Raw genomic sequence first — 24,914 nt, forward strand, 5'->3', positions numbered from 1 at the left:
CCGGGGCGGGAACGGTGATGGACATGGGTGCTCCTTCACTTCTTAGGGGCCCTTGGCCCCGTGGCGGGTGCGCGCGAGGATCCGGCGCGCGTGCATGAGAACGGGCTCATCGACCATCGCGCCCTCGAAGCGGAACACACCGCCGCGGCCGGTCGCCGCCGCGAGGACCCGGGCGGCCCAGTCCACGCTCTCGTCGGTCGGTCGGAAGGCCTCGCGGATCGGCGGCACGTGCGCGGGGTGGATCGCGGCCTTCGCGCCGAACCCGCTCGCGGCGGCGTCCGTCGCCTCCGCCAGGCAGCCGGCGAGGTCGGCGATGTCGGTACGGATCGCGTCGATCGCGACCTTGCCGTGAGCGGCGGCAGCCAGCAGGACCCGCGAGCGCGAGTGCATCGCGACCGACCGGTATGCACCGGAGGTATCACGGCTGGAGGTGCCGCCGAGCGAGGCGACGAGGTCCTCCGCACCCCACATCAGCGCGACGACCCGCGGATCCGCGGCGATCTGCTCGGATCCGACGACGCCACGCGCGGTTTCGCAGAGGGCGACGACCTCGAGGTCGCCGAGACCCGCGACGTCGGCTGCGGATTCGGCTTTCGGCACCATCACGGTCCGGTACGGCGAACGCGCGACCGCCGCCAGATCCGCGTCTCGATCCCCCAGCCCGTTCACGCGCACGATGGTGCGAGACGGATCCAGTCGCGACTGCGCGATCGCGTCGCGCGCGGCGGCCTTGGCGTCGGGGGCGACGCCGTCCTCGAGATCGAGGATGACGGCGTCGGCGCGCGCGGCGGCCTTCTCGAAACGCTCGGGGCGGTCGCCGGGACAGAACAGCAGCGCCGGCCCCATGTCGAAGCTCATGCGGGCCTCCCCTGCATCAGGACGGCGCGGACGGCACGCGCGACGACCTCGCCATGCTGGTTGCGCCCGGTGTGCTCGAGGGTCACGATCCCCTGTCCCGGCCGCGACGATGACCGGCGCGTGTCGACGACCCGGCTCTCTCCGTAGAGCGTGTCCCCGTGCCGCATCGGCGCGGGGAAGCTCACCTCCGATAGGCCGAGATTCGCCACGATCGTGCCGTTCGTGAGCTGACTCGTCGACATGCCGACGATCGTCGCGAGCGTGAACATCGAATTCACGAGCCGCTCGCCGAACTCCGTCTGTTCGGACCAGTGCGCGTCGAGATGCAGCGCCTGAGTGTTCATCGTCATCGTGGTGAACAGCACGTCGTCGGCCTCGGTCACTGTGCGCCCGGGGCGGTGTTCGTAGAGGACGCCGACCTCGAACTCCTCGAACCACAGCCCGCGCTGGGTGATGCGCTTCTCCGTCACGATTCCTCGCTCTCCCGCACCGCTGCGACGTCCTGGCCGCGCGACACTCGGTCGCCGACGCGCACATCGATGCTCGCGACTCCCGCGACGGGGGCGCGCAGCACATGCTCCATCTTCATCGCCTCGATACTCACGAGCGCGTCGCCGGCGGCCACCTCGCCACCGTCCGCCGCGTGCACCGCGACGACCGTCCCCGGCATGGGCGACGCGAGCGCAGGGTCCTGCCCCGCGCGGCCGCGGCGCGCATTCCGCGCTTCCTCGACAAACCAGGTGCCGTCCGCGGTCGACAGCCAGACCCCGCCGGGCGCGAAGGCGACCGCGACCGGGTCGGCGAGCAGCCGACTCTGCGACGTCCCTCGCTCACGCGCCACGCGCACAGCGACAGAGCTTGCGGCAGCGCTGGCGGGCAGCATCGTGACGGTGGCGATGGCCGCGCCGTCGCGCAGCCGGACGCTCGACCCCACGGCACCGCCGATCCGCCACCCATCCGGGTCCCAGGCCCGGACGCCGCGCGCGCCGCGCTCGATCAGCGCACGACCCGCCTGCGCGAACACATCATCGGGAACGTCGATACGCGCAAGACGCTCGCCGTGCCGGTCGATGAGACCGGTGTCCAGCCGCCCAGCGCGCACCTCCGGATCCGCGACGAGCGCGCGCAGGAAGGCGACGTTGGTCATCACCCCGAGCACGCGCGTGTCGGCCAGGGCGGCATCCAGGCGCTCGAGCGCAGCGCCGCGCGTCGCCGCATGCGCGATCACCTTCGCGAGCATCGGGTCGTAATGGGTCGACACGACGTCGCCGGAGGCTATTCCTGCGTCCACGCGCACGCCGTCCCCCTCGGGCCATTCGACGAGCAGCGCCTCACCGCCGGTCGGCGCGAAGCCCGCGGCCGGATCCTCCGCGTAGATTCGCGCCTCGATCGCGTGTCCGGTGATCCGCACGTCCTCTTGGGCGCGATCGAGCTGCTCCCCTGCGGCGACGCGCAGCTGCTGCTCGACGAGATCGATGCCCACGACGGCCTCCGTGACGGGGTGCTCGACCTGCAGCCGCGTGTTCATCTCCATGAAGAACGGTTCGTCGGGGTGGTCGCCGGACACGATGAACTCGACGGTGCCCGCGCCGACGTACCCGACCGCGCGCGCCGTCTCGCAGGCGGCCTGACCGATCCGTTCGCGCTGCTCCTCCGTCAGCAGGGGGCTCGGCGCCTCCTCCACCACCTTCTGGTGCCGGCGCTGCAGCGAGCACTCCCGCTCGCCGAGGTGGATGACGTTGCCGTGCTCATCGGCGAGAATCTGCACCTCGATATGGCGTGGATTCGTGACGAATCTCTCCAGGAAGAGCGTGTCGTCACCAAAGGCAGCGGTGGACTCGCGGCGCGCCTGGGCAAGCGCACCGGGAAGGCCCGCAGGATCGTCGACCCGGTGCATCCCCTTCCCGCCTCCGCCGAGCGCCGGCTTGACCAGGACGGGGAATCCGACCCGTTCCGCGCCCGCCACGAGCGTCGCGTCGTCGAGCGCCGGCCCCGCGACGCCGGGCACCGTCGCCACGCCGCGCTTCTCCACCGCGGCCCGCGCGCGGACCTTGTCGCCCATCGTCTCGATCGCCTCCGGCGGTGGACCGATGAACGCGATGCCAGCCGACCGACACGCACGAGCGAGCGCCGCGCTCTCCGCGAGGAACCCGTATCCCGGGTGAATCGCCTGGGCACCGGCGTCACGCGCGGCCCGCACGACGGCCTCGACGTCGAGGTACGAGCGGCGCGCGTCGGCCGGCCCGATGCGGATCGCCGCCGAGGCGGCCCGCACATGCATCGCGTCCGCGTCGGCGTCCGAGTACACGGCGATCGAGCGGATGCCGAGGCGATCGAGAGTGCGGATCACGCGCACGGCGATCTCGCCGCGGTTGGCGATGAGGACGCTGTCGAACACGGCCATCACATCCGGAAGACGCCGTAGCGGACGTCGGGCAACGGAGACTGGCCCGCGACGTCAAGGGCCAGCCCGAGCACGCGGCGTGTGTCGGCGGGGTCGATCACGCCGTCGTCCCAGAGGCGCGCGGTCGAGTAGTACGGCGACCCCTGTCGCTCGTACTGGTCGCGGATGGGTGCCTCGAACGCGTCCTGGTCTTCGGCGCTCCACGCGCCGCCGGACTGCTCGATCTGCTCGCGCCGCACGGTCGAGAGCACGCTCGCGGCCTGCGGGCCTCCCATCACCGAGACGCGCGCGTTCGGCCAGAGCCAGAGGAACCGCGGATCGTATGCGCGACCGCACATCGAGTAGGTGCCGGCCCCGAAGGATCCGCCGATGACGACCGTGAGCTTCGGCACGCGCGCACAGGAGACGGCGGTGACCATTTTCGCGCCGTGCTTCGCGATGCCGCCGCGCTCATACTCGGCCCCCACCATGAATCCGGTGATGTTCTGCAGGAACACGAGCGGAATGCCGCGCTGATCGCACAGCTCGATGAAGTGCGCCCCCTTCTGCGCGCTCTCGCTGAAGAGCACACCGCTGTTCGCGACGATGCCGACGGGGTGGCCGAAGATCGACGCGAACCCCGTCACGAGGGTCGTGCCGAACCCGGCCTTGAACTCAGTGAACTCACTGCCGTCGACGAGCCGGGCGATCACTTCGCGCACCTCGTAGGGCGTATGCAGGTCAGCGGGAACCGCCGCATACAGCGCGGCCGGGTCCACCGCGGGCTCGCGCGGTTCGGCGACCGGCCATGGTGCATCCGGATCGGGCGGAAGCGTCGCGACGATGTCGCGGACGATGCGCAGGGCGTGCTCGTCGTCGTCGGCGAGGTGGTCGGCGACACCGGACACGGTCGTGTGGAGTTCGCCGCCGCCGAGCTCTTCCGCGGTGACCTCCTCCCCCGTGGCGGCCTTCACGAGCGGCGGTCCGCCCAGGAAGATCGTCCCCTGTTCGGCAACGATCACCGTCTCGTCGCTCATCGCGGGCACGTACGCGCCGCCGGCCGTCGAGGATCCCATCACGCACGCGATCTGCGCGATCCCGGCCGCGCTCATCCTCGCCTGGTTGTAGAAGATCCGGCCGAAATGTTCGCGGTCGGGGAAGACCTCGTCCTGGAGTGGCAGATAGGCGCCGCCCGAATCGACGAGGTACACGCACGGCAGGCGGTTCTCGTTCGCGATCGCCTGCGCCCGGAGGTGCTTCTTGACCGTGAGGGGATAATAGGTGCCGCCCTTCACCGTCGCGTCGTTCGCGACGATCATGCACCGCCGGCCCGAGACGCTCCCGATTCCCGCGATGACACCCGCCGCCGGCGCCTCGTCGTCGTAGCACCCGGTCGCGGCAAGGGGCGAGATCTCGAGGAACGGGCTGCCGACGTCGAGCAGCCGGTCGATGCGGTCGCGAGGCAGCAGCTTGCCGCGGGCGAGGTGCCGTTCACGCGCGCGTTCGGATCCGCCGCTCGCGGCCGCCGCGAGGCGTTCCCGCAGGTCATCGACGAGCGTGCGCATCGCGGCGGCGCGACGCTCGCCGTCCTCGCTCGTCGCGTCGACCGCGCTCGTCAGAACGTCCATCGCCTCATCCCCTCGCCAACGCGAGTCCGGGCCGGGCCAGCATCCCGCCGACGTCGGCGAGGAATCGGCTCGCCTCGCGCCCATCGATGACGCGATGATCGAAAGACACGGTCAGCGTGCACACGTCGCGCAGCGCGATCTGTCCGTCGTGCTCCCACGGGATGTGACGCACGGCTCCGACGGCGATGATCGCTGACTGACCGGGATTGAGGATCGGCGTGCCGCCGTCGACGCCGAACACGCCGACGTTCGACACCGTCAGCGTCGAACCCGTGAGCGCCTCGGGGCCGATGCTGCCGTCGCGCGCAGCGGCCGCGCGCTGCGCGATGGCGGCCGTGAGCTCGGTCGCGTCGAGACGGTCGGCGTCGTCGACGCTCGCGACGACGAGTCCGCGATCCGTCGCGACTGCGATGCCGAGGTTGACGGCCTCGTGATACTCGATCTCGCTCGGCTCCGAGTGGTAGGTCGCATTGACGCCCGGCGAGCGTCCCGCGGCGCTCACGATCGCGCGGCAGGTCATCGCGAGGAAGGACGGAGCGGAGTCGCCGCCCTTCAGATCGGAGACGATCTGCGTCGTCTCGGTGACGTCGACCTGTAGGAAGCACGACGCGTGTGGCGCGGTGAACGCCGACGCGACCATGGCCTCCGCGGTGCGCCGCCGGAGTCCCGAGACCGGCTCGCGACGGGAGGCCCGGGGGGATCCGCCGCGGTCGTCGCGCACGAAGGGCTGCTGTGCGAACGTGCGCGGGCTGCGAGCCGGGCGCTCGCGGCCGCCGAGCTTCACGGATCCGACAAGGACGCTCACACGGCCGTCCGCGCCCTCCGCCGCGTCCTGGGCGTCCTGTTCGTCCGTGTCCGCCACGGCGTCGTCTGCGCTCGATCCTGCGGGCGCGGACGCCTCCGCCGGCGCCTCGTCATCGGCATCGGCATCGGCATCGGCATCCGGGGAAGGATCCTCGTCGCCCGGGCCGAGATCGAAATCGATGATCGGCGCGCCGACATCAACCGTGTCGCCCGCCTCGACGTGCAGTTTCCGGACGCGTCCGTCGTGCGGGCTCGGCAGCTCCACGACCGCCTTCGCGGTCTCGACCTGCGCGAGCACGTCGCCCCACGCGACGGTGTCGCCCTCCGCGACCTGCCACTCCACGATCGTGCTCTCGGTCAGTCCCTCGCCGAGATCCGGCAGTCGGAACGTCGTCATCGTGCACCCCCCGTGAGCGCGAGCTCGGACCGGGAAGAACGACGACCCAGCACGTGGTCGACGGCGTCGAGGATCCGGTCCAGGCTCGGGAGGTAATGACCCTCCAGTGCGGATGGCGGGTAGGGCGTGTCGTATCCGGTGACGCGCTCGGGCGGGGCGTTCAGCGCGTCGAAAGCGCGCTCGACGACGTTCGCGACGACCTCGCTCGACACCGAGGCTTCCGCCGGTGCCTCGTGGGCGACGACGAGCCGCCCCGTGCGCCTCACGCTGTCGACGACCGTGTCGATGTCCACCGGCGAGATCGAGCGCAGGTCGATCACCTCGAGCTCGATCCCCTCGTCGCTCGCGGCGACCGCCGCATCGAGCGCGGTCTGAACCGTCGGTCCGTAGCAGGCGACCGTCACGTCCCGGCCTCGGGTCAGGACGGTCGCCGTATCGAGATCGCGCACGACCGAAGTATCGACGTCGCCCTTGCCCCAGTACTTCGCCTTCGGTTCGAACACGATCACCGGATCGTCGCTCGCGATCGCGGCGCGCATCGTCGAGTACGCCTCCTGCGGGCTGGAGCACGTCACGACGCGCAGGCCGGGCGTGTGAGCGAAGTAGGACTCGGGAGATTCCGCGTGATGCTCGACCGATCCGATGTGGCCGCCGTACGGGATCCGCACGGTGACAGGCATGCGGACCCGGCCCGCCGTGCGATAGTGCAGCCGCGCGAGCTGGGTGACGATCTGGTCGAACGCGGGGAACATGAAGCCGTCGAACTGGATCTCGACGATGGGTCGGTATCCGCGGTACGCCATGCCGATGGCCGTGCCGACGATCGCCGATTCCGCGAGCGGCGAGTCGATGACGCGCGCCTCGCCGAACTGCTGCTGCAGGCCGTCCGTGACCCGGAAGACGCCGCCCAGCTTCCCGATGTCCTCGCCGAGCAGCACGACCTTCTCGTCCTCGGCGAGCGCGTCGCCGAGGGCCCGTCCGATCGCTTTGCCGAGTGGGAGCGTCTCGGTCATGACTCCCCCTCGATGCTCGCCTCGAACGCCAGGTGCTGCGCCCGCTGCTCGGAGATCCGCACGGTCGGCGTCGTGTACACGTGGTCGAAGATCGTCTCGGCACGCGGCATCTCGCCGGTCGTCACGGCGGTGCGCAGGTCCCGAGCGGCCTGGTCGCACCGCACCTGCGCCTCTTCACGGATCTGATCGACCCGCGCCCCGTTCTGCGCGAGGTGCCGTTCGAGGCGGTCGATCGGATCCTTGCCGCGCCACTGCGCGACCTCTTCGTCGTCGCGGTACCGGGTGGGGTCGTCGGTCGTGGTGTGCGGGCCGATACGGTAGGTGACCGCCTCGATGAAGGTCGGTCCCCCGCCGCGGCGCGCGCGCTGCAAGGCGATGCGCGTGGCTGCGAGCACGGCGAGGACGTCGTTGCCGTCGACGCGCAGGGCCGGGATCCCGAACCCCGTCGCGCGCGCGGCGAGCGGCGATGCGGACTGCAGCCGCACCGGCTCGGAGATCGCGTAGTGGTTGTTCTGGCAGAAGAACACGGCGGGCACGCGGAACGTGCTCGCGAACACCATCGCCTCGTTGACGTCTCCCTCACTCATCGCGCCGTCGCCCAGGTAGGCGATGGCGACGTCGTCGGCGCCGTCCATACGCAGGCCCATCGCATATCCGGTGGCATGGAGCGTCTGCGCACCGATGATGATCTGCGGGGTCGCCATGCGATACGCCTGCGGATCCCAACCGGACTGTGTCGTTCCCTGCCACACGGCGAGCAGCTCTCGGAACGTGACCCCGCGCAGCACGGCGAGCGCGTGCTCGCGGTAGGAGCCGAAGACGAAGTCCGTCTCGCGCAGGGCACGCCCGGATCCCACCTGCGCCGCCTCCTGGCCGAGGGACGGCGGCCACAGGACCAGCTCGCCTTGGCGTGTGAGGGCGAAGGCCTCCTGGTCGACGCGACGCGCGAGCGCCATATCGACGTAGAGATCCGTCAGCGCCGTCTCATCGACGTCGGAGAGCTGGCCGTCGAGGACGGCGTTGGCGTGACGTGCGCCGCTGGGGTCGAGAATCGCGAGCGGCTCGTCGAGCCCGGCGGAATGTTCTGCGGCGCGTGCGGACACATCGATCGACATGGCGGAACCTCCTCGTTCCCGCGCCTCGTGAGCGCGTCGTCCGGCCGTGGTGTGGCCTGTCTTCACGGTACGCCGGCCGTGCACTTCGAGCAACCACCTCGCGCGTTCCTCCCCACATTGCTCAGTCACACGCGACATGCAGATACATGGTGCGGAACGCGTGGGGAGTCGGCAGAATGGCACGAACCGTGCACGACGAAAGGAACTGCTCATGCGCATCGCTGGTTCTCACGCCCTCATCTCCGGGGGTGCCTCGGGGCTCGGCAGAGCGACCGCCGAACGGCTCGTCGCTGGCGGAGCGCGCGTGTTCCTCCTCGACCTGCCTGGCTCCGCGGGCGCGGAGGTCGCGAACGAGATCGGGGGCGGAGCGCGGTTCGTTCCCGGCGATGTCACCGACGTCGCGGATGTCCGCGCGGCGGTCGACGCGGCGTCTGCGGGCGGCTCGCTGCGGATCGTCGTGAACTGCGCAGGAGTCGCAACTCCGGGCAAACTCCTCGGTCGCGACGGCCCCCTCCCGCTGGAGTCGTTCATGCGCACCGTGACCGTCAACCTCGGCGGAACCGTCAACCTCGCCGCGCAGGCCGCCGAGGCGATCGCACAGACGGATCCGATCGACGGCGAGCGCGGAGTCATCGTCAACACCGCGTCCATCGCCGCATTCGAAGGGCAGATCGGCCAGATCGCCTACGGAGCGTCGAAGGGCGGCGTCGTCGGCTTCACCCTTCCCGCTGCGCGCGAACTCGCCCGACACCTCATCCGCGTCGTGACGATCGCGCCAGGCCTGTTCGAGACGCCGATGATGGCGAGCCTGCCCGCGGAGGTGCAGGAATCGCTCGGCAGCAAGACCCCGCACCCCTCGCGGCTCGGCATGCCGACGGAGTATGCGGCGCTGGTGGAGCACATCGCCCAGAACCCGATGCTCAACGGCGAGACGATCCGCCTCGACGGCGCTGTGCGGCTCGAACCGAGCTGACCCTCACACCGATCCGCCAGCACGGCCCCTCTCGACGCTCGCTCGGTCCCTCCGTACACTGTGCGCGTGACGAACAGGCTGAAGCGGATCCTTGCACGCCACGTCGAGCAGGGCTCGATTCCCGGCGCGGTCGCCTCGCTCGGGCGCGACCTCGCGCCGATCGCGGTCGGATCCGCTGCTCCCGGCGGACCGCCGATTCGCACGGACGCCATCTTCCGGATCCAATCGATGACGAAGCCCATCGCGACCGTCGCCGCGCTGCGCCTCGTCGAACGGGGTGCGCTGTCGCTCGACGAGCCGATCGAGCGCTGGCTGCCGGAACTGGCCGACCGGCGTGTGCTCGCGCATCCGGCCGCCGCGCTCGACGACACCGTCGCCGCACGCCGACCGATCACCCTGCGCCACCTCCTCACGAACACCGCCGGCTACGGGATCATCCCGACCCCGTCGCCGCTTCAGACGGCGATGGACGACGCGCTGCTCATGCCCTCGAGCGCTCCCGCCAACCGCGGTGCCGAGGACTGGCTGCACGCCCTCACGGAACTGCCGCTCGCGCATCACCCCGGGGAAGGATGGCGATACCACCTCTCGTTCGGGATCCTCGGGATTCTGCTCGGTCGCGTCGCCGGGCTGCCCACCGCCGATGTCCTCCGGCGCGAGGTCTTCGACGTCGTCGGCATGCCGGACACCGGGTTCCGCGTTCCGGATGCCGAGGCGCATCGGCTCGTTCCAGCGTTCCGGCGCACGGACGATGCCTTCGAGCAGGTCGAGGAGGCGGGCGCCGGTTACTACACGGGACCGGCGCCGTGCGACGAGAATCACGCCGAACTGGTATCGACGCTCGCCGATTATCACGCGTTCGCGCGAGGGCTGGTCGACGGCGGACTACTCCGTCGCGAGTCCGTCACCGCGATCGCGACCGACCACATCGACCCCGCGCTGAAGACGCCCGACAGCTTCTACGACGGATTCTGGAACAACATCGGCTGGGGCTACGGTGTCTCGGTCGTGACCGACGGCGCATATCGCGGACGGTTCGGCTGGTCCGGCGGCTACGGAACCGACTTCTTCGTCGACCCTGACGGGACGGTGTGCGTCGTACTCACCCAGGTCGAGATGGACGATCGGATCGCGGAGCTCCTGAGCGACCTCCAGGGCGTACGCGACACCGATTCGGTCCACTGAGGCCAGTCGGGGTGGCCGCGCGGAGCGCGGCGTCGGCGTCCGCCTTGCTTGCAATACCCCCGCGGGGTATTTTTCGAGCATGGGCACCGCCACCAGAAGAAGCAGAGCGCAGGCTCACGGCCACAGGGAATACTGGGCACAGCCACAGGAGGGCGCTTTGACGTACGTCGCGCTCGGCGACTCGGCCGGAGTCGGCGTCGGTGTCGATGATCCGGAGCACGGGTACGTCGGCGTGGTCGCGAGACGACTCACGGAGAGCACAGGCAAGACGCTCCGCGTGATGAATTTCTCGATCAGTGGAGCGATGGCGAGGGACGTGCTCGACAACCAGGTCCCGAAACTCACAGAGATTCCCGCACCCGATTTCGTCACGTGCGTGATCGGCGGAAACGACGTGGCTTGGAAGGCGGTGTTCCGCCCCGCCGACTTCGAGCGTGACATGGAGTCGATCGCGACGGCGCTTCCCACCGGTTCGGTCCTGGGCCTCGTGGCGAACTTCAGACACTGGCCTCACGAGAATCGCGTGCGGAGGGCGAACCAGGTGATCCGCCAGGCCGCGGAACGCCATAGTCACGCCGTCGCGGACATCCACTCGCCAACCACCACGCTACCGCTTCGCGAATACCTGCGCACTTTCGCTCACGACCGCTTCCATCCGAATGAGAAGGGGCACCTACTCTGGGCTGATGCCGTCTGGGCACAGCTCACCTAGCGGTTATGGGCTATAGACCACATAACTGAGCACACGACGAGAAAATGGCCCCAGCCAAGAGTTGAAAACTCCTGGTCAGAGACCATTTTCCTTCTGTGCGCGAGGGGGGACTTGAACCCCCACGCCCTAATACGGGCACTAGCACCTCAAGCTAGCGCGTCTACCATTTCCGCCACCCGCGCATTGGGTGTCGGTCCGGTGCCTGAGCGAGACCGCTCGATTTCCGAACCAAGAGAAAACATTACCACCGTGACCGCTCCCCCGCGAATCAACCTCGCCGCTCGGGCGCGTCACGCCACGGAGACCCCGAACAGCAGTCCGAGCAGGTACGTCACGGCCGCCGCGCCGAAGCCGATCGCCAGCTGTCGCAGCGCCCGCGGGAGCGGAGCCGACCCCGACAGGAGACCCACCGTGGCGCCGGTCACGAGCAGCGCGATGCCGACGAGCGCGAGCGCGAGCACGACCGCGATGAGCCCGCTGAGACCGAAGATCCATGGCAGGACGGGGATGATCGCGCCCCCCGCGAAGAAGCAGAAGCTCGACGCGGCTGCGCGCCATGCACCGCCAATGACCTCGTGGTCATCCTGCGCCGCGGTCGGCGCCGGCATGCGCCCCTGATGGGCGTCGCCGACGAGCTTGCGCGCCCGCGCGATCGCCTCGTCCTCGCGCATGCCGCGCGTGCGATAGACAAGCGCGAGCTCGTTCTCGTCGATGTCGAGATCCGGCAGGCCGGCGTGCGCGAAGTCGTTCGGCTCCGTCGCGTCGAGCAGCTCACGTTGCGATCTCACCGAAACGAACTCGCCTGCCCCCATCGACAGCGCGCCGGCGAGCAGGCCTGCGATGCCGCTGAACATCACGAACGAGCCGGACACACCCGTCGCGCCGATGCCCATCACGAGCGCGAGGTTGCTGACCAGACCGTCGTTGGCTCCGAAAACGGCTGCGCGGAAGGTCCCGGACAGGCGCCTCCGGCTCCGAGCGGCGAGACCGCGCACGACCTCGTGGTGAACCTTCTCGTCCGCGCTCATCGCGGGCGTCGCGAACGGATCCGATTCGTACGGCGACCGCGCCTCGGCGCGCTGAGCAAGCGCGAGGGTGAAGATCGATCCGAAGCGCGTCGCGAGCCACGCGGTGACGCGCGTGCGGACGCTGGCGCGCGGCATCCGCGCCGGCTCCCCGCCGAGCAGCCGCAGCCAATGCTGCTCGTGGCGACGCTCCGCGTCGGCGAGCTGCACGAGGATCTCCCGCTCGTCGCCCGCTCGCCGCCGCGCGAGACGTCGGTACACGGCAGCCTCCGCGCGTTCGTCGGCAAGGTAGCGTGCCCAGCGGCGACGTTCGGCCGGCGAGGCCTGTGCCGGGTCGGGCTGCACGTGCTCCACGCGGGGCTCCTCTGATCGATCATCCGAACGGATCCCCACGAACGTAGCCCGCACCGCTGACCGCGCTCAGAGCATTACGGAGCACCGAAACGAGTAGGCGACGCACCGCGCGTCAACTGCGCACCCGTCGCCGCAGCAGGTCGATGCGCGCTTGCAGCTGCGCGACCGTGGCCTGCGCGACCGCCGGTCCCCCGCAGATCCGGCGCAGCCAGGCGTGTACCTGGCCGTGCGGATCCCCCGTCTGGTGTGCGTAGACGCCGACGAGGCTGTTGAGGAGCTGTCGCTGCTCCTTGAGCGTGCGGTGCAGCGGCTCGGGAAGATCGCTGGCGACGCCCGCTTCGCGTTCCCGGGTCTCGCGCGCTGTGCGGTGCCGCGTCTGCCGCGTCTGCCGCTGCATCAGCAGTTCGTGCACGTGCTCCGGCTCGAGCAGTCCCGGCAGCCCGATGAACTCCTGTTCCTCGTCGCTCCCCGGCACCGCGAGCTGCCCGAACTGCTGCCCTTCGAAGACGACGGAGTCGAAATGCGCGACGGAGCCGAGCGGTGCGAACGAGAACGCCTGCTCGAGGAGCTCATCGCTCGCCGACTCCTCACGCTCAGCCGCTTCGAGCAGGCTGTCGTCCAGCCCATCCTCGTCCTTCTCGCCACGGTCGAGCACGTGGTCACGCTGCTTCTCGAGCTCGTGCGCGAGCGCCATGAGCACGGGAACCTGGGGCAGGAACACGCTCGCCGCCTCGCCCTTGCGGCGAGCGCGCACGAATCGACCGATCGCCTGCGCGAAGAACAGCGGCGTCGACGAGCTGGTCGCGTAGACGCCGACGGCGAGTCGCGGCACATCGACGCCCTCGGAGACCATCCGCACCGCGACCATCCATCGCGACGTGTTCTGCGCGAACTGCTCGATGCGTCGCGAGGCTTCGACTTCGTCGCTGAGCACGAGCGTCGGCCGCTGGCCCGTGATCGTGCGCAGTAGCTCGGCGTACGCGCGTGCCGTGGACTGATCCGTCGCGATGACGAGACCGCCCGCGTCGGGCACGTGGTGGCGGATCTCCGTGAGGCGCCGGTCGGCGCTCGCGAGGACGGCGGGCATCCACTCGCCCTCAGGATCGAGCGCCGTGCGCCAGGCCTGGCTCGTGACATCCTTCGTGTTGTCCTGACCCAGATGCGCCTCGACCTCGTCGCCCATCCGGGTGCGCCACGTCATGTGCCCCGAGTACACGTGAAACAGGACAGGGCGCACGACGCCGTCTGCGAGAGCGCGCGCGTATCCGTAGTCGTAGTCGGTGACAGAGGTACGCAGGCCCTTCTCGTCGGGCGCGTATTCGACGAATGGGATCGGCGCGTCGTCGCTGCGGAACGGCGTCCCGCTCAGCAGCAGTCGGCGTGCGGCGGGCTGATACGCCTCGCGGATCGCGTCTCCCCAGCTGAGCGCGTCGCCGCCGTGGTGAACCTCGTCGAGGATGACCAGCGTGCGCGCGTCGGCAACGAGCCGGCGATGCACCCACGGCTTCACGGCGATCTGCGCGTACGTAACGGCCGCGCCGTGGAAGTGACGGGCGAGCTGCGGCGTCGCGTTGCTGAACGACGGATCGAGGCGGATCGACACGCGAGCGGCCGCGTCGGCCCACTGCGTCTTGAGGTGCTCCGTGGGGCACACGACGACGATCCGGTCGATCTCACCGGCCTGCTTGAGCTCTCGCGCGACCGTCAGCGCGAAGGTCGTCTTACCGGCGCCGGGCGTCGCCGCGACAAGGAAGTCGCGCTTGTTCGACTCGAAGAACGCCTCGAGTGCCTCCTGCTGCCATGCGCGCAGCCGACCAGCCGTCCCCCGGGGGGCTCGCTGCGGAAAGGACGGGCTCAGCACGATTGTCCACGATAGCGGCGAGGTCCGACGCTCGTTCGCCGAGTGCTCTCAGGTGGTGGCGTCGATGGAGGGAAACGACTAGATTTCGTGTGACTTTGAGGAGGTTCCATGACCGCGCACGACCCGCGCACCCCGTTCGTTTCCAACGACGACTCGCACCCCTGGCGCCGGCTCGTCGCGGTCGGCGACTCGTTCACGGAGGGCATCGGGGATCCCGAGCCGGGCGCGCCGGGCGGGCACCGCGGCTGGGCGGATCGGGTGGCCGAGGTGCTCAGCGAGCAGGTGGACGACTTCGCCTACGCGAACCTCGCCGTGCGCGGCAAGCTCATCCGCCAGATCCACGACGAACAGCTCGACGCGGCTCTCGCCTTGAAGCCCGATCTCATCACCCTCTGCGCGGGCGGGAACGACGTGATCCGGCCCGGCTCGGATCCGGACGAGATTGCGGAGCTCTTCGAGACGACCATCGCGCGCCTATCGTCGTCGGGCGCCGCGGTCGTTGTCTTCACCGGCTTCGACGTCGCCTGGAATCCCGTGTTCCGTCCGTTCCGCGGCAAGATCGCGATCTACAACGAGAACATGCGGGCGGTGGCCGAGCGGTACGACGCCCTCGTCGCGGATCTCTGGGCGCTGTGCGAGATCCAGGATCCGCGCTTCTGGGCGGACGACCGCCTGCACCTGAACGCGCTCGGCCACCACGAGGTCGCGCGCATGGTGCTGCACACGCTGAACGTGCCGAACGAGCTGCAGCCGATGCAGCCCGATCCGTTGCCGGAGCGCCCCTGGCGCGCGGCCCGCCGCGACGACCTCGTGTGGGCGCGCACGCACCTCGTGCCGTGGGTGCTGCGCAGGCTCCGCCACCAGTCGTCGGGCGACGGCGTCACGCCGAAGCGGCCCGACTTCGGCTAGGCGCGCAGGGCCCACAGCGCAACGGCACTGGCCGCGGCGACGTTGAGCGAGTCCACTCCGCCCGCCATCGGAATCACGACCGTCGTGTCCGCGGCCGCGAGCGCTCGCGTCTCGAGACCAGGCCCCTCGGAGCCCATGACGAAAGCCACGCGCTGCGGGCGCTGCGCGGCGAACTCGTCGAGCGGCACCGCCTCGTCGGTGAGCGCCATCGCCGCGATGTGGAAGCCCTCCGCGTGGAGCAGGTCGCCCGCGCTCGGTCCATCCGTCTCGCGCCACGCGGGCAGGCGTGTCCACGGAACTTGAAAGACGGTGCCCATCGACACCCGCACCGAGCGGCGGTAGAGCGGATCCGCGCACCGCGGGGTGACCAGGACGGCGTCGGCACCGAGACCCGCCGCGTTGCGGAAGGCGGCCCCGACGTTGGTGTGGTCGACGAGACCGTCGAGAACGAGCGCAGTGCGCGCGCCGCGCAGCACGGTGGACACCTCCGGCAGCACCGGGCGGTGCATGGCCGCGAGCATGCCGCGGTGCACCGTGTAGCCGGTCACCGACTCCGCGACCGCGTCCGGCACGACGAACACGGGCACATCCACACCGCCGACGATGCGTTCGACGTCATCGAGCCATTTCTCGGCCGTCAGCACCGACCGCGGAGCGTGACCGGCGCCGATCGCGCGGGAGAGCACCTTCGCCGACTCGGCCATGTACAACCCGCCCGCCGGTTCGAGCACACGCCGCAACGCGACGTCGGTGAGATTCCGATAATCGTCCAGGCGGGGGTCACCCGGGTCCTGGATCCGCTCGAGGTGCACGTCACCATCGTAGGATCGACGGTGTGGCGATCCGGAACTCTCCCGCTGACGACATTGCGCGGGCGGTCGATGTCCTGGCCGGGCGCCGCATCGCCGTGCTGACCGGCGCCGGCATCTCGACCGACTCCGGGATCCCCGACTATCGCGGCGACGGCGCGCCGAGGCGCATCCCGATGACGGCACAGACCTATCTCGGCGATGCTCGCGCCCGAGACCGGTACTGGATCGGCTCACATCTCGGCTGGCGCGCGTTCGCGGCGTCCGAGCCGAACGCCGGGCATCGCGCCCTCGCCCGTATGGAGCGAGCGAGAGTCGTGACCGGCATCGCGACGCAGAACGTCGACAGCCTCCACCTGCGCGCGGGGAGCTCCCGCGTCGTCGAGCTGCACGGCACGATGCGCCGGATCTTCTGCACGCATTGTGGCCAGGTCTTCGACCGCCGCGATATCGCGCACCGTCTCGAGCGTGACAACCCGTGGATCGCGACGCCGGATTCGGTGCCGCTCGGCCCCGACGGCGATGTCGCCCCCGACGCCGTGGTCGACCTCGTGGTGCCGGACTGCACCGTCTGCGGGGGTGTGCTCAAACCCGACGTGGTGTTCTTCGGCGAGTTCATCCCCGTCGGGCGATTCCGCCACGCGGAACAGCTCGTGCGCGCGAGCGACGCGCTGCTCGTCGCCGGATCCTCGCTCGTCGTCAACAGCGGGATCCGACTTGTCGAGCGGGCGCGGCGTCTCGGGCACCCCGTCGTCATCGTCAATCGCGGCGAGACGAAGGCTGACGCACGGGCGGCCGTCAAGGTCGACGGCGGCACGAGCGACGTCCTGACCAAGCTCGCTCACGCCCTCGCCTAGGGCGCGTCTCACAATTGCTCGCCTACTGCGCAGGCCCTGAGCACGCGCCTCGCGGCGTTGTCGTCGGTCGACGATGCAAAGGCATCGCCTCCCTCCTCCGTCTTGCGACGCACGCACCCAGGGCCTTGCTCGCGACGGCTCCAATTATGAGACACACCCTAGGATCGAAGGTGTGACACTTATCGCACTCGTACGCCACGGCGAGACCGATTGGAACCGCGCGGGTCGCGTGCAGGGGCACAGCGACATCCCTCTCAATGACACCGGTCGCGCGCAGGCGGCCGCCGCCGGCGAGGCCCTGCGTGGCGGCGATTACACTCACCTGTTCGCCAGCCCGCTGGTCCGCGCGAAGGAGACCGCCGAGATCATCGGCCGCACGATCGGTCTCGGTGATCCTCACCTCCGCGACGGTCTGCGCGAGCGCAACTACGGCGCGGCCGAGGGGCTCCTCGTCGCCGATTTCTGGCAGCGGTTCCCCGGTGGCCGGGACGTGCCGGATGCGGAGACGGTCGACGATCTGCGAGAGCGCGCCTTCGCGACGCTCGAGGAGATCGCTGACATCGCGGGTGACGACCCGGTCGTCGCCGTCGCGCACGGCGGACTCATCGGACAGGTCCTGCGCCACATCACCGACGGAGAACTTCCCCGCCCCGACGAGCGCATCGGCAACGGGTCGCAGCAGATCATCGAGCTGACCTCCGCCGGGGCCCGCGTGATCGGCTACCACGGTTCACCACGCTGAGAACTATTCGCGCCATCATCACCCATCGCGCGCACTTGCTCGCGTAACAATTGAGCATAATGTGCAGACGGAGCCACCTCCACTGGTACTGTCACCGTGATGGCCACTCTCGACCACGTTGACCTCGAACTGATCGCAGCGCTCAGCGTCGACCCCCGCGCGACCGTCGTCGCACTCGCCGAAAAGCTCGGGCTCTCGCGAAACACCGTGCAGGCGCGCATGGCGCGACTCGATGAGTTCGGCGTGTTCCACTCGTTCGAGCGGTCGATCTCGCCCGCGGCGTTGGGTTTCCCGCTGCAGGCCTTCATCTCGATCGGCCTCGTGCAGTCGCGGCTGCCGAAGATCACCGAGGAGCTGCGCCGGGTCCCCGAAGTCGTACAGGTGCACGGCGTGTCCGGGCAGGTGGATCTGATCGCACTCGTGGCCTGTCGCGACGCGCGGCACCTCTTCGACGTCGACGCGCGGATCCTGTCGATCGACGGCGTCGAGCGCACGGAGACGCGGCTCGTGATGAGCGACTCGATCCCCTATCGCGTGTCAGGTCTCATGGAGCTCGCCCGCCGCGAGGCTCGATGAACCGGCTGATCGCCGCGGCGGCCTCACTCGGCCGCTCGTAGTGGATCAGGTGGCCGACATCGTCGATTTCGACGAGCTCGGCCTGCTCGAACAGTGTGACGAGCGTCCGTTCCGCCTCGATCGGCGTGATGTCGTCCTGCACGGCCGCGACGAGGAGCGTCGGGCTCCGGATTTCCGCCGCGAACGCGCGGACGTCATGACTGACGCTCGCGACGAAGGCCTGTCGCAACGTCTCGCGGTCGCTGAAGAGTGAGAAGAACCGGTCGTGCTGGTCGTGGATCCAGCGCCGGAGGGCCTTGTCGCGCGTCTTCGCCATGGCGGCGCTCATGACGCGAACGATCAGCCGCGTGCGCAGGAGCCAGGTGCCGAGGCGCTCGGGCAGCCATGCGCCCAGCCGGTAATAGAGCACGGCCAGCCGCGTGAGCAGCCCGCGCGGACCAGCCAGCGCCGGCGCACCGATCGGGTTGACGAGAATCAGCTTCGGCGTGGCCAGGCCGCGCGCGACGGCCGCGGCGGCGACGATCGAACCGAAGGAGTGCCCCAGTACGATCGCTCCGGGTGCGATGCGCGCGGCGACCTCGGCGAGCCACGCAGCATACGCGTCGATGTCATGGGCGCGCCCCGCGATGGGTGGCGTCTCGCCGAATCCCGGCAAATCGGGCATGATCCAGCGCACGCCGGGCAGGTGCGCGACGACGGGCTCGAGGCCGTGATGGTCGCCGCGGAATCCGTGCACGGCGAGGATGGTGACAGCGGCGTCGTCGGATCCGTACGTCCAGTACGCCGTCTGCGTGCCGCCCGCGTCGACCGCGCGACGCGCGACCGGGATCCGGTCGAGCTGATCGGCGTAGTAGGACGGCACCGCGGGCACGGTTCGAGTCTAAGGCGCGGCGCTTCGCGGGACCGAGGGCGCGCGTTCGTGGCGTGGCGCGCCCGCGTCCGCGCTCGGTGGCCATACGGTCAGTGAGTATGAAGACGTCGTGGCCCGATCCCCCGCCGCTCTTCGCCGTGGAGGATCTCGATCATCCGGGCGAGAAGGATTCGTGGGTGCCACGTCGCCCACGCCAGCAGGCTGCGGCGCGTCGCCGGCCCACCGCCGCGCCGCACGAGGCGCTGATCGACATCGACGGACGCCTGATGATGGACTCACCCGAGGAGCTGCGCATGGCATTCGACGACATCACGGCGCGGTTCCCCGATGAGGCAGGCGGCGTGCTCTTCACGCGCGTCGGCGTCTTCGACCTCGAGACGACCGGCATCGACGTCGCGAACGACCGCATTGTGACGGCATTCGTAGGCGTCCTCGACGCCTCCGGCGAGGTCATCGAGTCGCACTCCTGGCTCGCCGATCCCGGCATCGAAATCCCCGCGGCCGCGGCCGCGGTGCACGGCGTCTCGACCGAGACGGCGCGCGCCGAGGGCCGTGCGGCCGCCGAGGTGGTCGGCGAGATCATCGGCGCCCTCCGCACGCTCTTCGACACGGGGATCCCGGTCGTCGCCTACAACGCGCCCTTCGACCTGTCGGTGCTGCGACACGAGGCCGCCCGCCACGGGCTCGCCCCGATCGCGAACCCCTCTCCCGTCGTCGACCCGCTCGTCGTCGACAAGCAGCACGATCGGTACCGCCGCGGCAAGCGCACGCTCGACATCGTCGCGGCGCACTATGGCGTGACGCTCGAAGACGCGCACGACGCGTCCGCGGATGCGATCGCCGCCGGGCGCGTCGCGCTGGCGCAGGCCGAGCGCTTCGGGAGCGATCTTCCGACGACGCTCGCAGAACTGCACGCGGCGCAGGTCGGGTGGGCCGCGGCACAGGCGGCGAGCCTCGGGGAATACTTCGTGCGCATCGGACGCATCGCCCCGGGCGAGACGATCGATGGGTCCTGGCCGATCCGCTGACGCGCGTCGCGGCAACACCGCCTCACAGAGACACGAAGAGGGGCCCGCTCGAGCAGGCCCCTCTTCGTGTGATCGGCTTACTTGCCGCCGAAGTTCTTGAACCGCTGGTTGAACCGCTCCACGCGGCCAGCCGAGTCCATGATGCGCTGCTTGCCCGTGTAGAACGGGTGCGACGCCGCGGAGATCTCGACGTCGATGACGGGGTAGGTTTCGCCGTCGAGTTCGATCGTCTTGTCGCTCGTCGCCGTGGAACGCGTCAGGTACGTCTCGCCCGAGCCGAGGTCGCGGAACACGACGTACTCGTACGAGGGGTGGATGTCAGTCTTCATGAGAATCCTTGCGGGGACGTTTCGTGAGGAGGGAATCGTGCGCGTGCGCACCGGCGCACCTCGAGCGCCAGCGCACTACTTTACCAGACGCCCGCTCAGCCGAAGATGGGTGCTTCGGCCCGCGCGACCCAGCGGCCGTTCTGCTCGATGATGGCGATCGGGAAGCCGAAGGTCTGCTCGAGGTTCTCGCGCGTCAGCGTCTCGCGCAGCGGCCCCTGAGCGACTGCGCGCCCTTCGCGCAGCAGCATGACGTGCGTGAACCCGACGGGGATCTCCTCGACGTGGTGGGTCACCATGACCATCGCGGGAGTCGTCGGCGCCTGGGCGTAGCCGCTCAGCAGCTGCAGCAGCTCCTCGCGTGCTCCGAGGTCCAGGCTCGCCGTCGGTTCGTCGAGCAGAAGCAGCTCGGGATCCGTCATGACGGCGCGCGCCACCTGCACGCGCTTGCGTTCGCCATCGCTGAGGGTACCGAACGTGCGGTCGGCGAGGCCGTCGAGCTTCCACTCGGCGAGCACGCGCAACGCCCGACGTTCGTCGATGTTCTCGTACTGCTCGTTCCAGCGGCCCATCACCGAGTAGGCGGCGGTCAGCACCGCGTTGAGGACGCTCTCGTCGGCGGGGATCTGGCGTGCCAGCGCTGTCGAGGCGAAGCCGATGAACGGGCGCAGGCTGAACACGTCGGTCTTGCCGAGACGCTCACCGAGCACGTCGACGGTTCCCGACGTCGGGAACATCATGGTGTCGGCGATCTGGAGGAGGGTCGTCTTCCCCGCGCCGTTCGGGCCGAGAATGACCCAGCGCTCGTCGTCGTTCACTGTCCAGGACACGCCGTCGACAATATGGCGCCCGTTTCGGCGCACGACGACATCCTTCATCTCGAGCACGGAGGTCATATGCGTGATCCTACCGACCGAACTTCAGTACGCTCATCGTTGTGACTGCGCGTTTTCTCGTCGTGCTCGACGCCGATTCCACCCTGATCCGCAATGAGGTCATCGAACTCATCGCCGACGAGGCGGGGCGCGGTGCCGAAGTGGCCGCCGCGACCGAGGCCGCGATGCGCGGCGAGATCGACTTCGCCGAGAGCCTGCGCGGGAGGGTCCGCGAACTCGCGGGAGTGCCTCTCTCGTCCTTTTCGCGCGTGCGCGCGCGGATCGAGCCGACTCCCGGCGTCACCGATCTCACGTCGGCCATTCATGCTCGCGGCGGCATCGTCGGCGTTGTCTCCGGCGGGTTCCACGAGATCCTCGACGATCTCGCTCCCACGCTCGGCGTCGACGTGTGGCGCGCGAACCGTCTCGTCGCGCGCGACGGCGCGCTGACCGGCGAGGTCGACGGCGCGATCGTCGACGCGGCCGCGAAGGCCGATCAGCTCACGGCGTGGGCGGACGAAGCGGGGGTCGCTCGCCACCGGACTGTCGCGATCGGCGACGGCGCGAACGATCTGGAGATGATCGCACGCGCGGGACTCGGCATCGCCTTCAACGCGAAGCCAGCCGTCCGACGCGCAGCGAACCTCACGGTCGGCCCCGTGAACCTGCGCGAGATCATCCCCCTGCTCCCCTGATGTCCACAAGTCTCCGACAAGTCCGGCGCGATTCGCAGCGGACTTGTCGGAGACTTGTGGAATTGCGGAGGCGTCTCCCGCGTCAGTGCCCCATCCCGAGACCGCCGTCGACGGGAATGACCGCGCCGGAGATGTAGGAGGCGTCGTCGCTCGCGAGCCACGAGACGACGCCGGCGATCTCATCGGCCGATCCGAAACGTCCCGCGGGGATCTGCGTCTGGTAGGTCTTCTGCGTCTTCTCGTCGAGCTGCGCCGTCATGTCCGATTCGATGAACCCGGGCGCCACGACGTTCGCCGTGATGCCCCGGCCGCCCAACTCGCGCGTGATCGCGCGTGCGAAGCCCACGAGTCCCGCCTTCGACGCGGAGTAGTTCGCCTGCCCGGCCACACCGAACAGACCCGACACACTCGAGATGAGAATGATGCGGCCGTGCTTCGCCCGCAGCATCGATCGGATCGCGCGCTTGACGGTGCGGAACGCGCCGCCGAGGTTGGTGTCGACGACGCTCGTGAAGTCGTCGTCGCTCATCCGCATCAGCAGGGTGTCCTTCGTCACTCCGGCGTTCGCGACGATCGTCGTCACCGGGCCGAGCTCGGCTTCGATCTGTGCCACAGCGGCGTCCAACGATGCACCGTCGTTCACGTCCGCGCGGACGGTCAGCGTTCCCTCTGGACCTTCGCCGGATCGCGCCGTGACCGCAACGCGATAACCGTCCCGCACGAGACGCTCAGCGATCGCCCGTCCAATCCCGCGGTTCCCGCCGGTGACGAGGGCGACGTGGTCGGGCGTGGCTGGTGCGTTCATGGGTGCTCCTGGGGTGTTCCGATTCGGCCGGTCCCCACCCTAGATGACGGGGTGTCCCCCGTGCGACGCGCCGCGGCGCCGGGCTAGACTGGCCGAACACGACACGTCGGGGAGAGAGAAATCACATGTCGCAGTTCGACCAGCCGCAGCAGCCCGCCTACCAGCCACCGCAGGCTCCGCCGTCGTATGGCGCGGCGCCGCAGCAGCAGACGAACCCGCTCGCGCTCACCGCGCTGATCGCGTCGCTCGTCTCGCCCGCAGCGTGGATCCTTTCGCTCGTCCCCGTCATCGGGAGCATCCTCAGCATTCTCGCGCCGATCTCGGCGATCCTCGCCGTGGTCTTCGGCCACATCGCCCTGTCTCAGATCAAGAAGCGCGGCGGAGGCGGACGCGGGATGGCGCTGACCGGCCTCATCATCGGGTACATCCTGATCGGCGTGAGCATCATCATCGGCATCCTGGTCGTCGCCGTCTTCGGCGCGATCGCCACGGGCTTCGGCGTTCTCGGCGCCTACTGAGCCACCGCCAGAGCGGCCCGCGGCCCCGATCACCGTCGGGGGCGCGGGCCGCTCTCGTGTGCGCCACGGCGCCTAGAATGGAGGCATCGTGAGGAAGCACATCCGCCCCGCTCAGTCCGCGACGTCGATCGGCAAATCGCCGCAGGACGACGAGACGGCGCGCATGAAGCAGTACGTGCTGACGATGGTCATCCGCACCGTGTGCCTGGTACTCGCCTTCGCGGTCCAGCCGTGGGGGTGGCAGACCGCCGTCTTCAGTGTCGGGGCGATCGTCCTGCCGTACATCGCCGTCGTCTTCGCGAACCAGGCGAACGCGCGCGGCACGACCACCGCCGTGAGCCCGACGCGCGCGATCGAGCCTGGCGCCGCACCAGCTGACCCATCGGAAGGCCCGCACGTGATCCGGATCGACGGCTCCTCCGAGGACCCGTCGACGAGCGCGCCCCACACAGACGAAGAGAGTGACGAACGATGATCCTCGGCTTCGCCCCCGATTCCCCCCAGTGCGCGCGCGCGGAATGCCGAGCGCCCGCCGAGATGAGCGTCGTGTGGCGTAACCCGAAGATCCACACGCCCGACCGGCGCAAGGTGTGGCTCGCGTGCGCGGAGCACGCCGACTACCTGCACGACTTCCTCGCGTCCCGCGCATTCCCCGTGCGCGTCGTCGACGACGTGACCGACGGGTCCGACGTCGATCTTCCCGAGGGTCCCCGATGAGGACCTGGCCGCGCAGCGCGCGGTGGAGCATCTACGTCCTCGTCGCGATCCTGTTCGCGATCGCGTGTGCGATCCTCTCGTCGTGGCAGTTCGCGCGCGGCGAGCTGCGTGACGCTTCGAATGCGCTGATCACGAACAACTACGACGCCGACCCCGTGCCGCTGAGCGAGCTGATGTCGGGAACCGACGACTTCGATCCCGGCGACGAGTGGCATCCCGTCGTCGTTACCGGTGAGTATCTCGCCGATGACCAGCTGCTGGCCCGCAATCGCCCCGAGGGCGGCACCAGCGCCTACGAGGTCATCGTGCCGCTTCAGCTCGACGACGGTCGGATCCTCGCGATCGATCGCGGTTGGGTTCCGCCGGCGTACGAGGGCGGTGCCGAGGCTGTTCCCGCTCCCCCGACGGGAGAGGTCACCGTCACCGCCCGACTGCGCGCGAGCGAGGCGTTGCCGACGTCCGGTCGCACCGCGCCCGAGGGGCAGCTGCCGATGATCCACGTGCCGTCCGTCGCGGCGCAGACCGGGGAGCAGACGATCACCCCCGTCTACGCCATCATGTCGAGCGAGGAGCCGGCCCCCGACGAGCGGCCGAACCCCCTCGCCGCTCCGGAGGTCGACCCGGGGCCCCACTTGTCGTACGCGGTGCAGTGGATCCTGTTCGCGATCATGGGCTTCGCGTTCATCGGATACATGATCCGCACCGAGATGGTCCCCGCTCGCGGCGACGACGAGGACCCGGACGACCTCGACGAAGACAGGCCGCGCCCCCAGCGCCGCCCGCGCCGCAAGCGCCGCGACCGAGACGCCGAAGAGGAAGACGCCATCCTCGACCGCCTGTAGGGCGTACGGGAGCGCCCTACGACCGACGACAACGTG

Annotated in this window: 27 protein-coding genes and 1 tRNA gene; 13 read left to right on the forward strand and 15 right to left on the reverse strand. The window is 69.7% G+C overall.

Translation table 11 applies throughout. The features are described from left to right. Nucleotides 1-42: 42 nt before the first annotated feature. From IEW87_RS11180 to pdhA, 7 genes are read right to left on the reverse strand one after another with little or no spacing between them, the layout of a single operon-like run. The gene (locus IEW87_RS11180) at nucleotides 43-858 is read right to left on the reverse strand and encodes an HpcH/HpaI aldolase/citrate lyase family protein (protein ID WP_188712284.1); all 816 of its coding nucleotides are present in this window, start codon (nucleotides 856-858) and stop codon (nucleotides 43-45) included. Further along, entirely contained in the window at nucleotides 855-1,328 is a 474-nt protein-coding gene (locus IEW87_RS11185; RefSeq protein WP_229731112.1) for a MaoC family dehydratase, read from the reverse strand. The genes IEW87_RS11180 and IEW87_RS11185 overlap by 4 nt, the downstream gene beginning before the upstream one ends. Beyond that, the gene (locus tag IEW87_RS11190; protein ID WP_188712285.1) at nucleotides 1,325-3,262 is read right to left on the reverse strand and encodes an acetyl/propionyl/methylcrotonyl-CoA carboxylase subunit alpha; all 1,938 of its coding nucleotides are present in this window, start codon (nucleotides 3,260-3,262) and stop codon (nucleotides 1,325-1,327) included. Before IEW87_RS11190 ends, IEW87_RS11185 begins: the two co-directional genes overlap by 4 nt. Beyond that, the gene (locus IEW87_RS11195) at nucleotides 3,262-4,869 is read right to left on the reverse strand and encodes a carboxyl transferase domain-containing protein (RefSeq protein ID WP_188712286.1); all 1,608 of its coding nucleotides are present in this window, start codon (nucleotides 4,867-4,869) and stop codon (nucleotides 3,262-3,264) included. The genes IEW87_RS11190 and IEW87_RS11195 overlap by 1 nt, the downstream gene beginning before the upstream one ends. 4 nt (nucleotides 4,870-4,873) lie before the next feature. Then, on the reverse strand, nucleotides 4,874-6,070 hold the full coding sequence (locus IEW87_RS11200) for a dihydrolipoamide acetyltransferase family protein (protein WP_188712287.1): 1,197 nt from the start codon (nucleotides 6,068-6,070) through the stop codon (nucleotides 4,874-4,876). After that, the gene (locus IEW87_RS11205; protein ID WP_188712288.1) at nucleotides 6,067-7,083 is read right to left on the reverse strand and encodes an alpha-ketoacid dehydrogenase subunit beta; all 1,017 of its coding nucleotides are present in this window, start codon (nucleotides 7,081-7,083) and stop codon (nucleotides 6,067-6,069) included. Before IEW87_RS11205 ends, IEW87_RS11200 begins: the two co-directional genes overlap by 4 nt. Next, nucleotides 7,080-8,198 (reverse strand): pyruvate dehydrogenase (acetyl-transferring) E1 component subunit alpha, encoded by a 1,119-nt coding sequence (gene pdhA, locus IEW87_RS11210; protein WP_188712289.1) that lies wholly within the window; start codon nucleotides 8,196-8,198, stop codon nucleotides 7,080-7,082. Before pdhA ends, IEW87_RS11205 begins: the two co-directional genes overlap by 4 nt. A 211-nt stretch (nucleotides 8,199-8,409) precedes the next feature. Here pdhA and IEW87_RS11215 point away from each other — a divergent pair, with 211 nt between their 5' ends. From IEW87_RS11215 to IEW87_RS11225, 3 genes are all read left to right on the forward strand, one after another. Next, nucleotides 8,410-9,171 (forward strand): SDR family NAD(P)-dependent oxidoreductase, encoded by a 762-nt coding sequence (locus IEW87_RS11215; RefSeq protein WP_188712290.1) that lies wholly within the window; start codon nucleotides 8,410-8,412, stop codon nucleotides 9,169-9,171. Nucleotides 9,172-9,237: 66 nt separating this feature from the next. Continuing rightward, on the forward strand, nucleotides 9,238-10,356 hold the full coding sequence (locus tag IEW87_RS11220) for a serine hydrolase domain-containing protein (protein ID WP_229731113.1): 1,119 nt from the start codon (nucleotides 9,238-9,240) through the stop codon (nucleotides 10,354-10,356). A gap of 157 nt (nucleotides 10,357-10,513) precedes the next feature. Beyond that, on the forward strand, nucleotides 10,514-11,068 hold the full coding sequence (locus IEW87_RS11225; protein ID WP_188712292.1) for an SGNH/GDSL hydrolase family protein: 555 nt from the start codon (nucleotides 10,514-10,516) through the stop codon (nucleotides 11,066-11,068). 96 nt (nucleotides 11,069-11,164) lie between these two features. Here IEW87_RS11225 and IEW87_RS11230 read toward each other — a convergent pair. From IEW87_RS11230 to IEW87_RS11240, 3 genes are all read right to left on the reverse strand, one after another. Next, nucleotides 11,165-11,250 (reverse strand) — tRNA-Leu (locus tag IEW87_RS11230). A 108-nt stretch (nucleotides 11,251-11,358) separates the two neighbouring features. Further along, nucleotides 11,359-12,447 carry a VIT1/CCC1 transporter family protein gene (locus IEW87_RS11235; protein WP_229731114.1) on the reverse strand — a complete coding sequence of 363 codons (1,089 nt, stop codon included), beginning with the start codon at nucleotides 12,445-12,447 and terminating at the stop codon, nucleotides 11,359-11,361. A 112-nt stretch (nucleotides 12,448-12,559) separates the two neighbouring features. Continuing rightward, complete coding sequence (locus IEW87_RS11240) at nucleotides 12,560-14,308, reverse strand: DEAD/DEAH box helicase (RefSeq protein WP_188712293.1); 1,749 nt, start codon at nucleotides 14,306-14,308, stop codon at nucleotides 12,560-12,562. Nucleotides 14,309-14,416: 108 nt separating this feature from the next. Here IEW87_RS11240 and IEW87_RS11245 point away from each other — a divergent pair, with 108 nt between their 5' ends. Next, nucleotides 14,417-15,217: an SGNH/GDSL hydrolase family protein gene (locus IEW87_RS11245; RefSeq protein ID WP_188712294.1), complete on the forward strand. Its 801-nt coding sequence runs from the start codon at nucleotides 14,417-14,419 to the stop codon at nucleotides 15,215-15,217. On the opposite strand, the gene IEW87_RS11250 is transcribed toward IEW87_RS11245, so the two are convergent. Beyond that, a complete protein-coding gene (locus IEW87_RS11250; RefSeq protein ID WP_188712295.1) occupies nucleotides 15,214-16,029 on the reverse strand; it encodes a TrmH family RNA methyltransferase in 816 nt (271 codons plus the stop codon). The genes IEW87_RS11245 and IEW87_RS11250 overlap by 4 nt on opposite strands. A gap of 23 nt (nucleotides 16,030-16,052) precedes the next feature. Between IEW87_RS11250 and IEW87_RS11255 the strand changes: the two genes are divergently transcribed. The 3 genes from IEW87_RS11255 (at nucleotide 16,053) to IEW87_RS11265 (ending at nucleotide 18,201) form a co-directional block, all read left to right on the forward strand. Beyond that, nucleotides 16,053-16,883, forward strand: a complete 831-nt coding sequence (locus tag IEW87_RS11255; RefSeq protein ID WP_188712296.1) for a Sir2 family NAD-dependent protein deacetylase — start codon at nucleotides 16,053-16,055, stop codon at nucleotides 16,881-16,883. 172 nt (nucleotides 16,884-17,055) lie between these two features. Next, nucleotides 17,056-17,625, forward strand: coding sequence for a histidine phosphatase family protein (locus tag IEW87_RS11260; protein WP_188712297.1), 570 nt, complete (start codon nucleotides 17,056-17,058; stop codon nucleotides 17,623-17,625). A gap of 99 nt (nucleotides 17,626-17,724) precedes the next feature. After that, nucleotides 17,725-18,201 (forward strand): Lrp/AsnC family transcriptional regulator, encoded by a 477-nt coding sequence (locus tag IEW87_RS11265; RefSeq protein ID WP_188712298.1) that lies wholly within the window; start codon nucleotides 17,725-17,727, stop codon nucleotides 18,199-18,201. On the opposite strand, the gene IEW87_RS11270 is transcribed toward IEW87_RS11265, so the two are convergent. Beyond that, entirely contained in the window at nucleotides 18,170-19,063 is an 894-nt protein-coding gene (locus IEW87_RS11270; protein WP_373285131.1) for an alpha/beta fold hydrolase, read from the reverse strand. The two genes, IEW87_RS11265 and IEW87_RS11270, sit on opposite strands and share 32 nt — an antisense overlap. Before the next feature lie 302 nt (nucleotides 19,064-19,365). On the opposite strand from IEW87_RS11270, the gene IEW87_RS11275 reads away from it, so the two are divergent. Continuing rightward, complete coding sequence (locus tag IEW87_RS11275) at nucleotides 19,366-20,100, forward strand: exonuclease domain-containing protein (RefSeq protein ID WP_229731201.1); 735 nt, start codon at nucleotides 19,366-19,368, stop codon at nucleotides 20,098-20,100. Nucleotides 20,101-20,177: 77 nt separating this feature from the next. Here IEW87_RS11275 and IEW87_RS11280 read toward each other — a convergent pair whose 3' ends face one another. Both IEW87_RS11280 and IEW87_RS11285 read right to left on the reverse strand, forming a co-directional pair. Continuing rightward, complete coding sequence (locus IEW87_RS11280) at nucleotides 20,178-20,429, reverse strand: type B 50S ribosomal protein L31 (RefSeq protein WP_188712300.1); 252 nt, start codon at nucleotides 20,427-20,429, stop codon at nucleotides 20,178-20,180. Nucleotides 20,430-20,524: 95 nt separating this feature from the next. Beyond that, a complete protein-coding gene (locus IEW87_RS11285; RefSeq protein ID WP_188712301.1) occupies nucleotides 20,525-21,322 on the reverse strand; it encodes an ABC transporter ATP-binding protein in 798 nt (265 codons plus the stop codon). A gap of 35 nt (nucleotides 21,323-21,357) precedes the next feature. Here IEW87_RS11285 and serB point away from each other — a divergent pair, with 35 nt between their 5' ends. After that, nucleotides 21,358-21,996, forward strand: a complete 639-nt coding sequence (gene serB, locus IEW87_RS11290) for a phosphoserine phosphatase SerB (RefSeq protein WP_188712770.1) — start codon at nucleotides 21,358-21,360, stop codon at nucleotides 21,994-21,996. Between the two features lie 82 nt (nucleotides 21,997-22,078). Here the strand turns inward: serB and fabG are convergent, their stop codons facing one another. Beyond that, entirely contained in the window at nucleotides 22,079-22,801 is a 723-nt protein-coding gene (gene fabG, locus IEW87_RS11295; protein WP_188712302.1) for a 3-oxoacyl-ACP reductase FabG, read from the reverse strand. A gap of 125 nt (nucleotides 22,802-22,926) precedes the next feature. On the opposite strand from fabG, the gene IEW87_RS11300 reads away from it, so the two are divergent. The 4 genes from IEW87_RS11300 to IEW87_RS11315 all read left to right on the forward strand — a co-directional run bounded on the left by IEW87_RS11300 (nucleotide 22,927) and on the right by IEW87_RS11315 (nucleotide 24,878). Beyond that, entirely contained in the window at nucleotides 22,927-23,319 is a 393-nt protein-coding gene (locus IEW87_RS11300) for a DUF4190 domain-containing protein (RefSeq protein WP_188712303.1), read from the forward strand. 88 nt (nucleotides 23,320-23,407) lie between these two features. Continuing rightward, complete coding sequence (locus tag IEW87_RS11305; protein ID WP_229731115.1) at nucleotides 23,408-23,794, forward strand: DUF3099 domain-containing protein; 387 nt, start codon at nucleotides 23,408-23,410, stop codon at nucleotides 23,792-23,794. A 71-nt stretch (nucleotides 23,795-23,865) separates the two neighbouring features. After that, nucleotides 23,866-24,036 (forward strand): hypothetical protein, encoded by a 171-nt coding sequence (locus IEW87_RS11310; RefSeq protein ID WP_308420922.1) that lies wholly within the window; start codon nucleotides 23,866-23,868, stop codon nucleotides 24,034-24,036. Beyond that, nucleotides 24,033-24,878, forward strand: a complete 846-nt coding sequence (locus IEW87_RS11315) for an SURF1 family cytochrome oxidase biogenesis protein (protein WP_188712305.1) — start codon at nucleotides 24,033-24,035, stop codon at nucleotides 24,876-24,878. Before IEW87_RS11310 ends, IEW87_RS11315 begins: the two co-directional genes overlap by 4 nt. The last annotated feature ends 36 nt before the right edge of the window (nucleotides 24,879-24,914 follow it).

It is taken from the genome of Microbacterium faecale (assembly GCF_014640975.1).
In the GTDB taxonomy this organism is placed as follows: Bacteria; Actinomycetota; Actinomycetes; order Actinomycetales; family Microbacteriaceae; genus Microbacterium; species Microbacterium faecale.

What these genes read in the sequence shown, in the direction of transcription:
- IEW87_RS11195 (WP_188712286.1), bottom strand. Translation starts at nt 4,869, where the DNA reads ATGGACGTTCTGACGAGCGCGGTCGACGCGACGAGCGAGGACGGCGAG.
- IEW87_RS11285 (WP_188712301.1), bottom strand. Translation starts at nt 21,322, where the DNA reads ATGACCTCCGTGCTCGAGATGAAGGATGTCGTCGTGCGCCGAAACGGG.
- IEW87_RS11300 (WP_188712303.1), top strand. Translation starts at nt 22,927, where the DNA reads ATGTCGCAGTTCGACCAGCCGCAGCAGCCCGCCTACCAGCCACCGCAG.
- IEW87_RS11205 (WP_188712288.1), bottom strand. Translation starts at nt 7,083, where the DNA reads ATGACCGAGACGCTCCCACTCGGCAAAGCGATCGGACGGGCCCTCGGC.
- fabG (WP_188712302.1), bottom strand. Translation starts at nt 22,801, where the DNA reads ATGAACGCACCAGCCACGCCCGACCACGTCGCCCTCGTCACCGGCGGG.
- IEW87_RS11180 (WP_188712284.1), bottom strand. Translation starts at nt 858, where the DNA reads ATGAGCTTCGACATGGGGCCGGCGCTGCTGTTCTGTCCCGGCGACCGC.
- IEW87_RS11275 (WP_229731201.1), top strand. Translation starts at nt 19,366, where the DNA reads ATGGCATTCGACGACATCACGGCGCGGTTCCCCGATGAGGCAGGCGGC.
- IEW87_RS11200 (WP_188712287.1), bottom strand. Translation starts at nt 6,070, where the DNA reads ATGACGACGTTCCGACTGCCGGATCTCGGCGAGGGACTGACCGAGAGC.
- IEW87_RS11215 (WP_188712290.1), top strand. Translation starts at nt 8,410, where the DNA reads ATGCGCATCGCTGGTTCTCACGCCCTCATCTCCGGGGGTGCCTCGGGG.
- pdhA (WP_188712289.1), bottom strand. Translation starts at nt 8,198, where the DNA reads ATGTCGATCGATGTGTCCGCACGCGCCGCAGAACATTCCGCCGGGCTC.
- IEW87_RS11280 (WP_188712300.1), bottom strand. Translation starts at nt 20,429, where the DNA reads ATGAAGACTGACATCCACCCCTCGTACGAGTACGTCGTGTTCCGCGAC.
- IEW87_RS11265 (WP_188712298.1), top strand. Translation starts at nt 17,725, where the DNA reads ATGGCCACTCTCGACCACGTTGACCTCGAACTGATCGCAGCGCTCAGC.
- IEW87_RS11245 (WP_188712294.1), top strand. Translation starts at nt 14,417, where the DNA reads ATGACCGCGCACGACCCGCGCACCCCGTTCGTTTCCAACGACGACTCG.
- IEW87_RS11190 (WP_188712285.1), bottom strand. Translation starts at nt 3,262, where the DNA reads ATGGCCGTGTTCGACAGCGTCCTCATCGCCAACCGCGGCGAGATCGCC.
- IEW87_RS11315 (WP_188712305.1), top strand. Translation starts at nt 24,033, where the DNA reads ATGAGGACCTGGCCGCGCAGCGCGCGGTGGAGCATCTACGTCCTCGTC.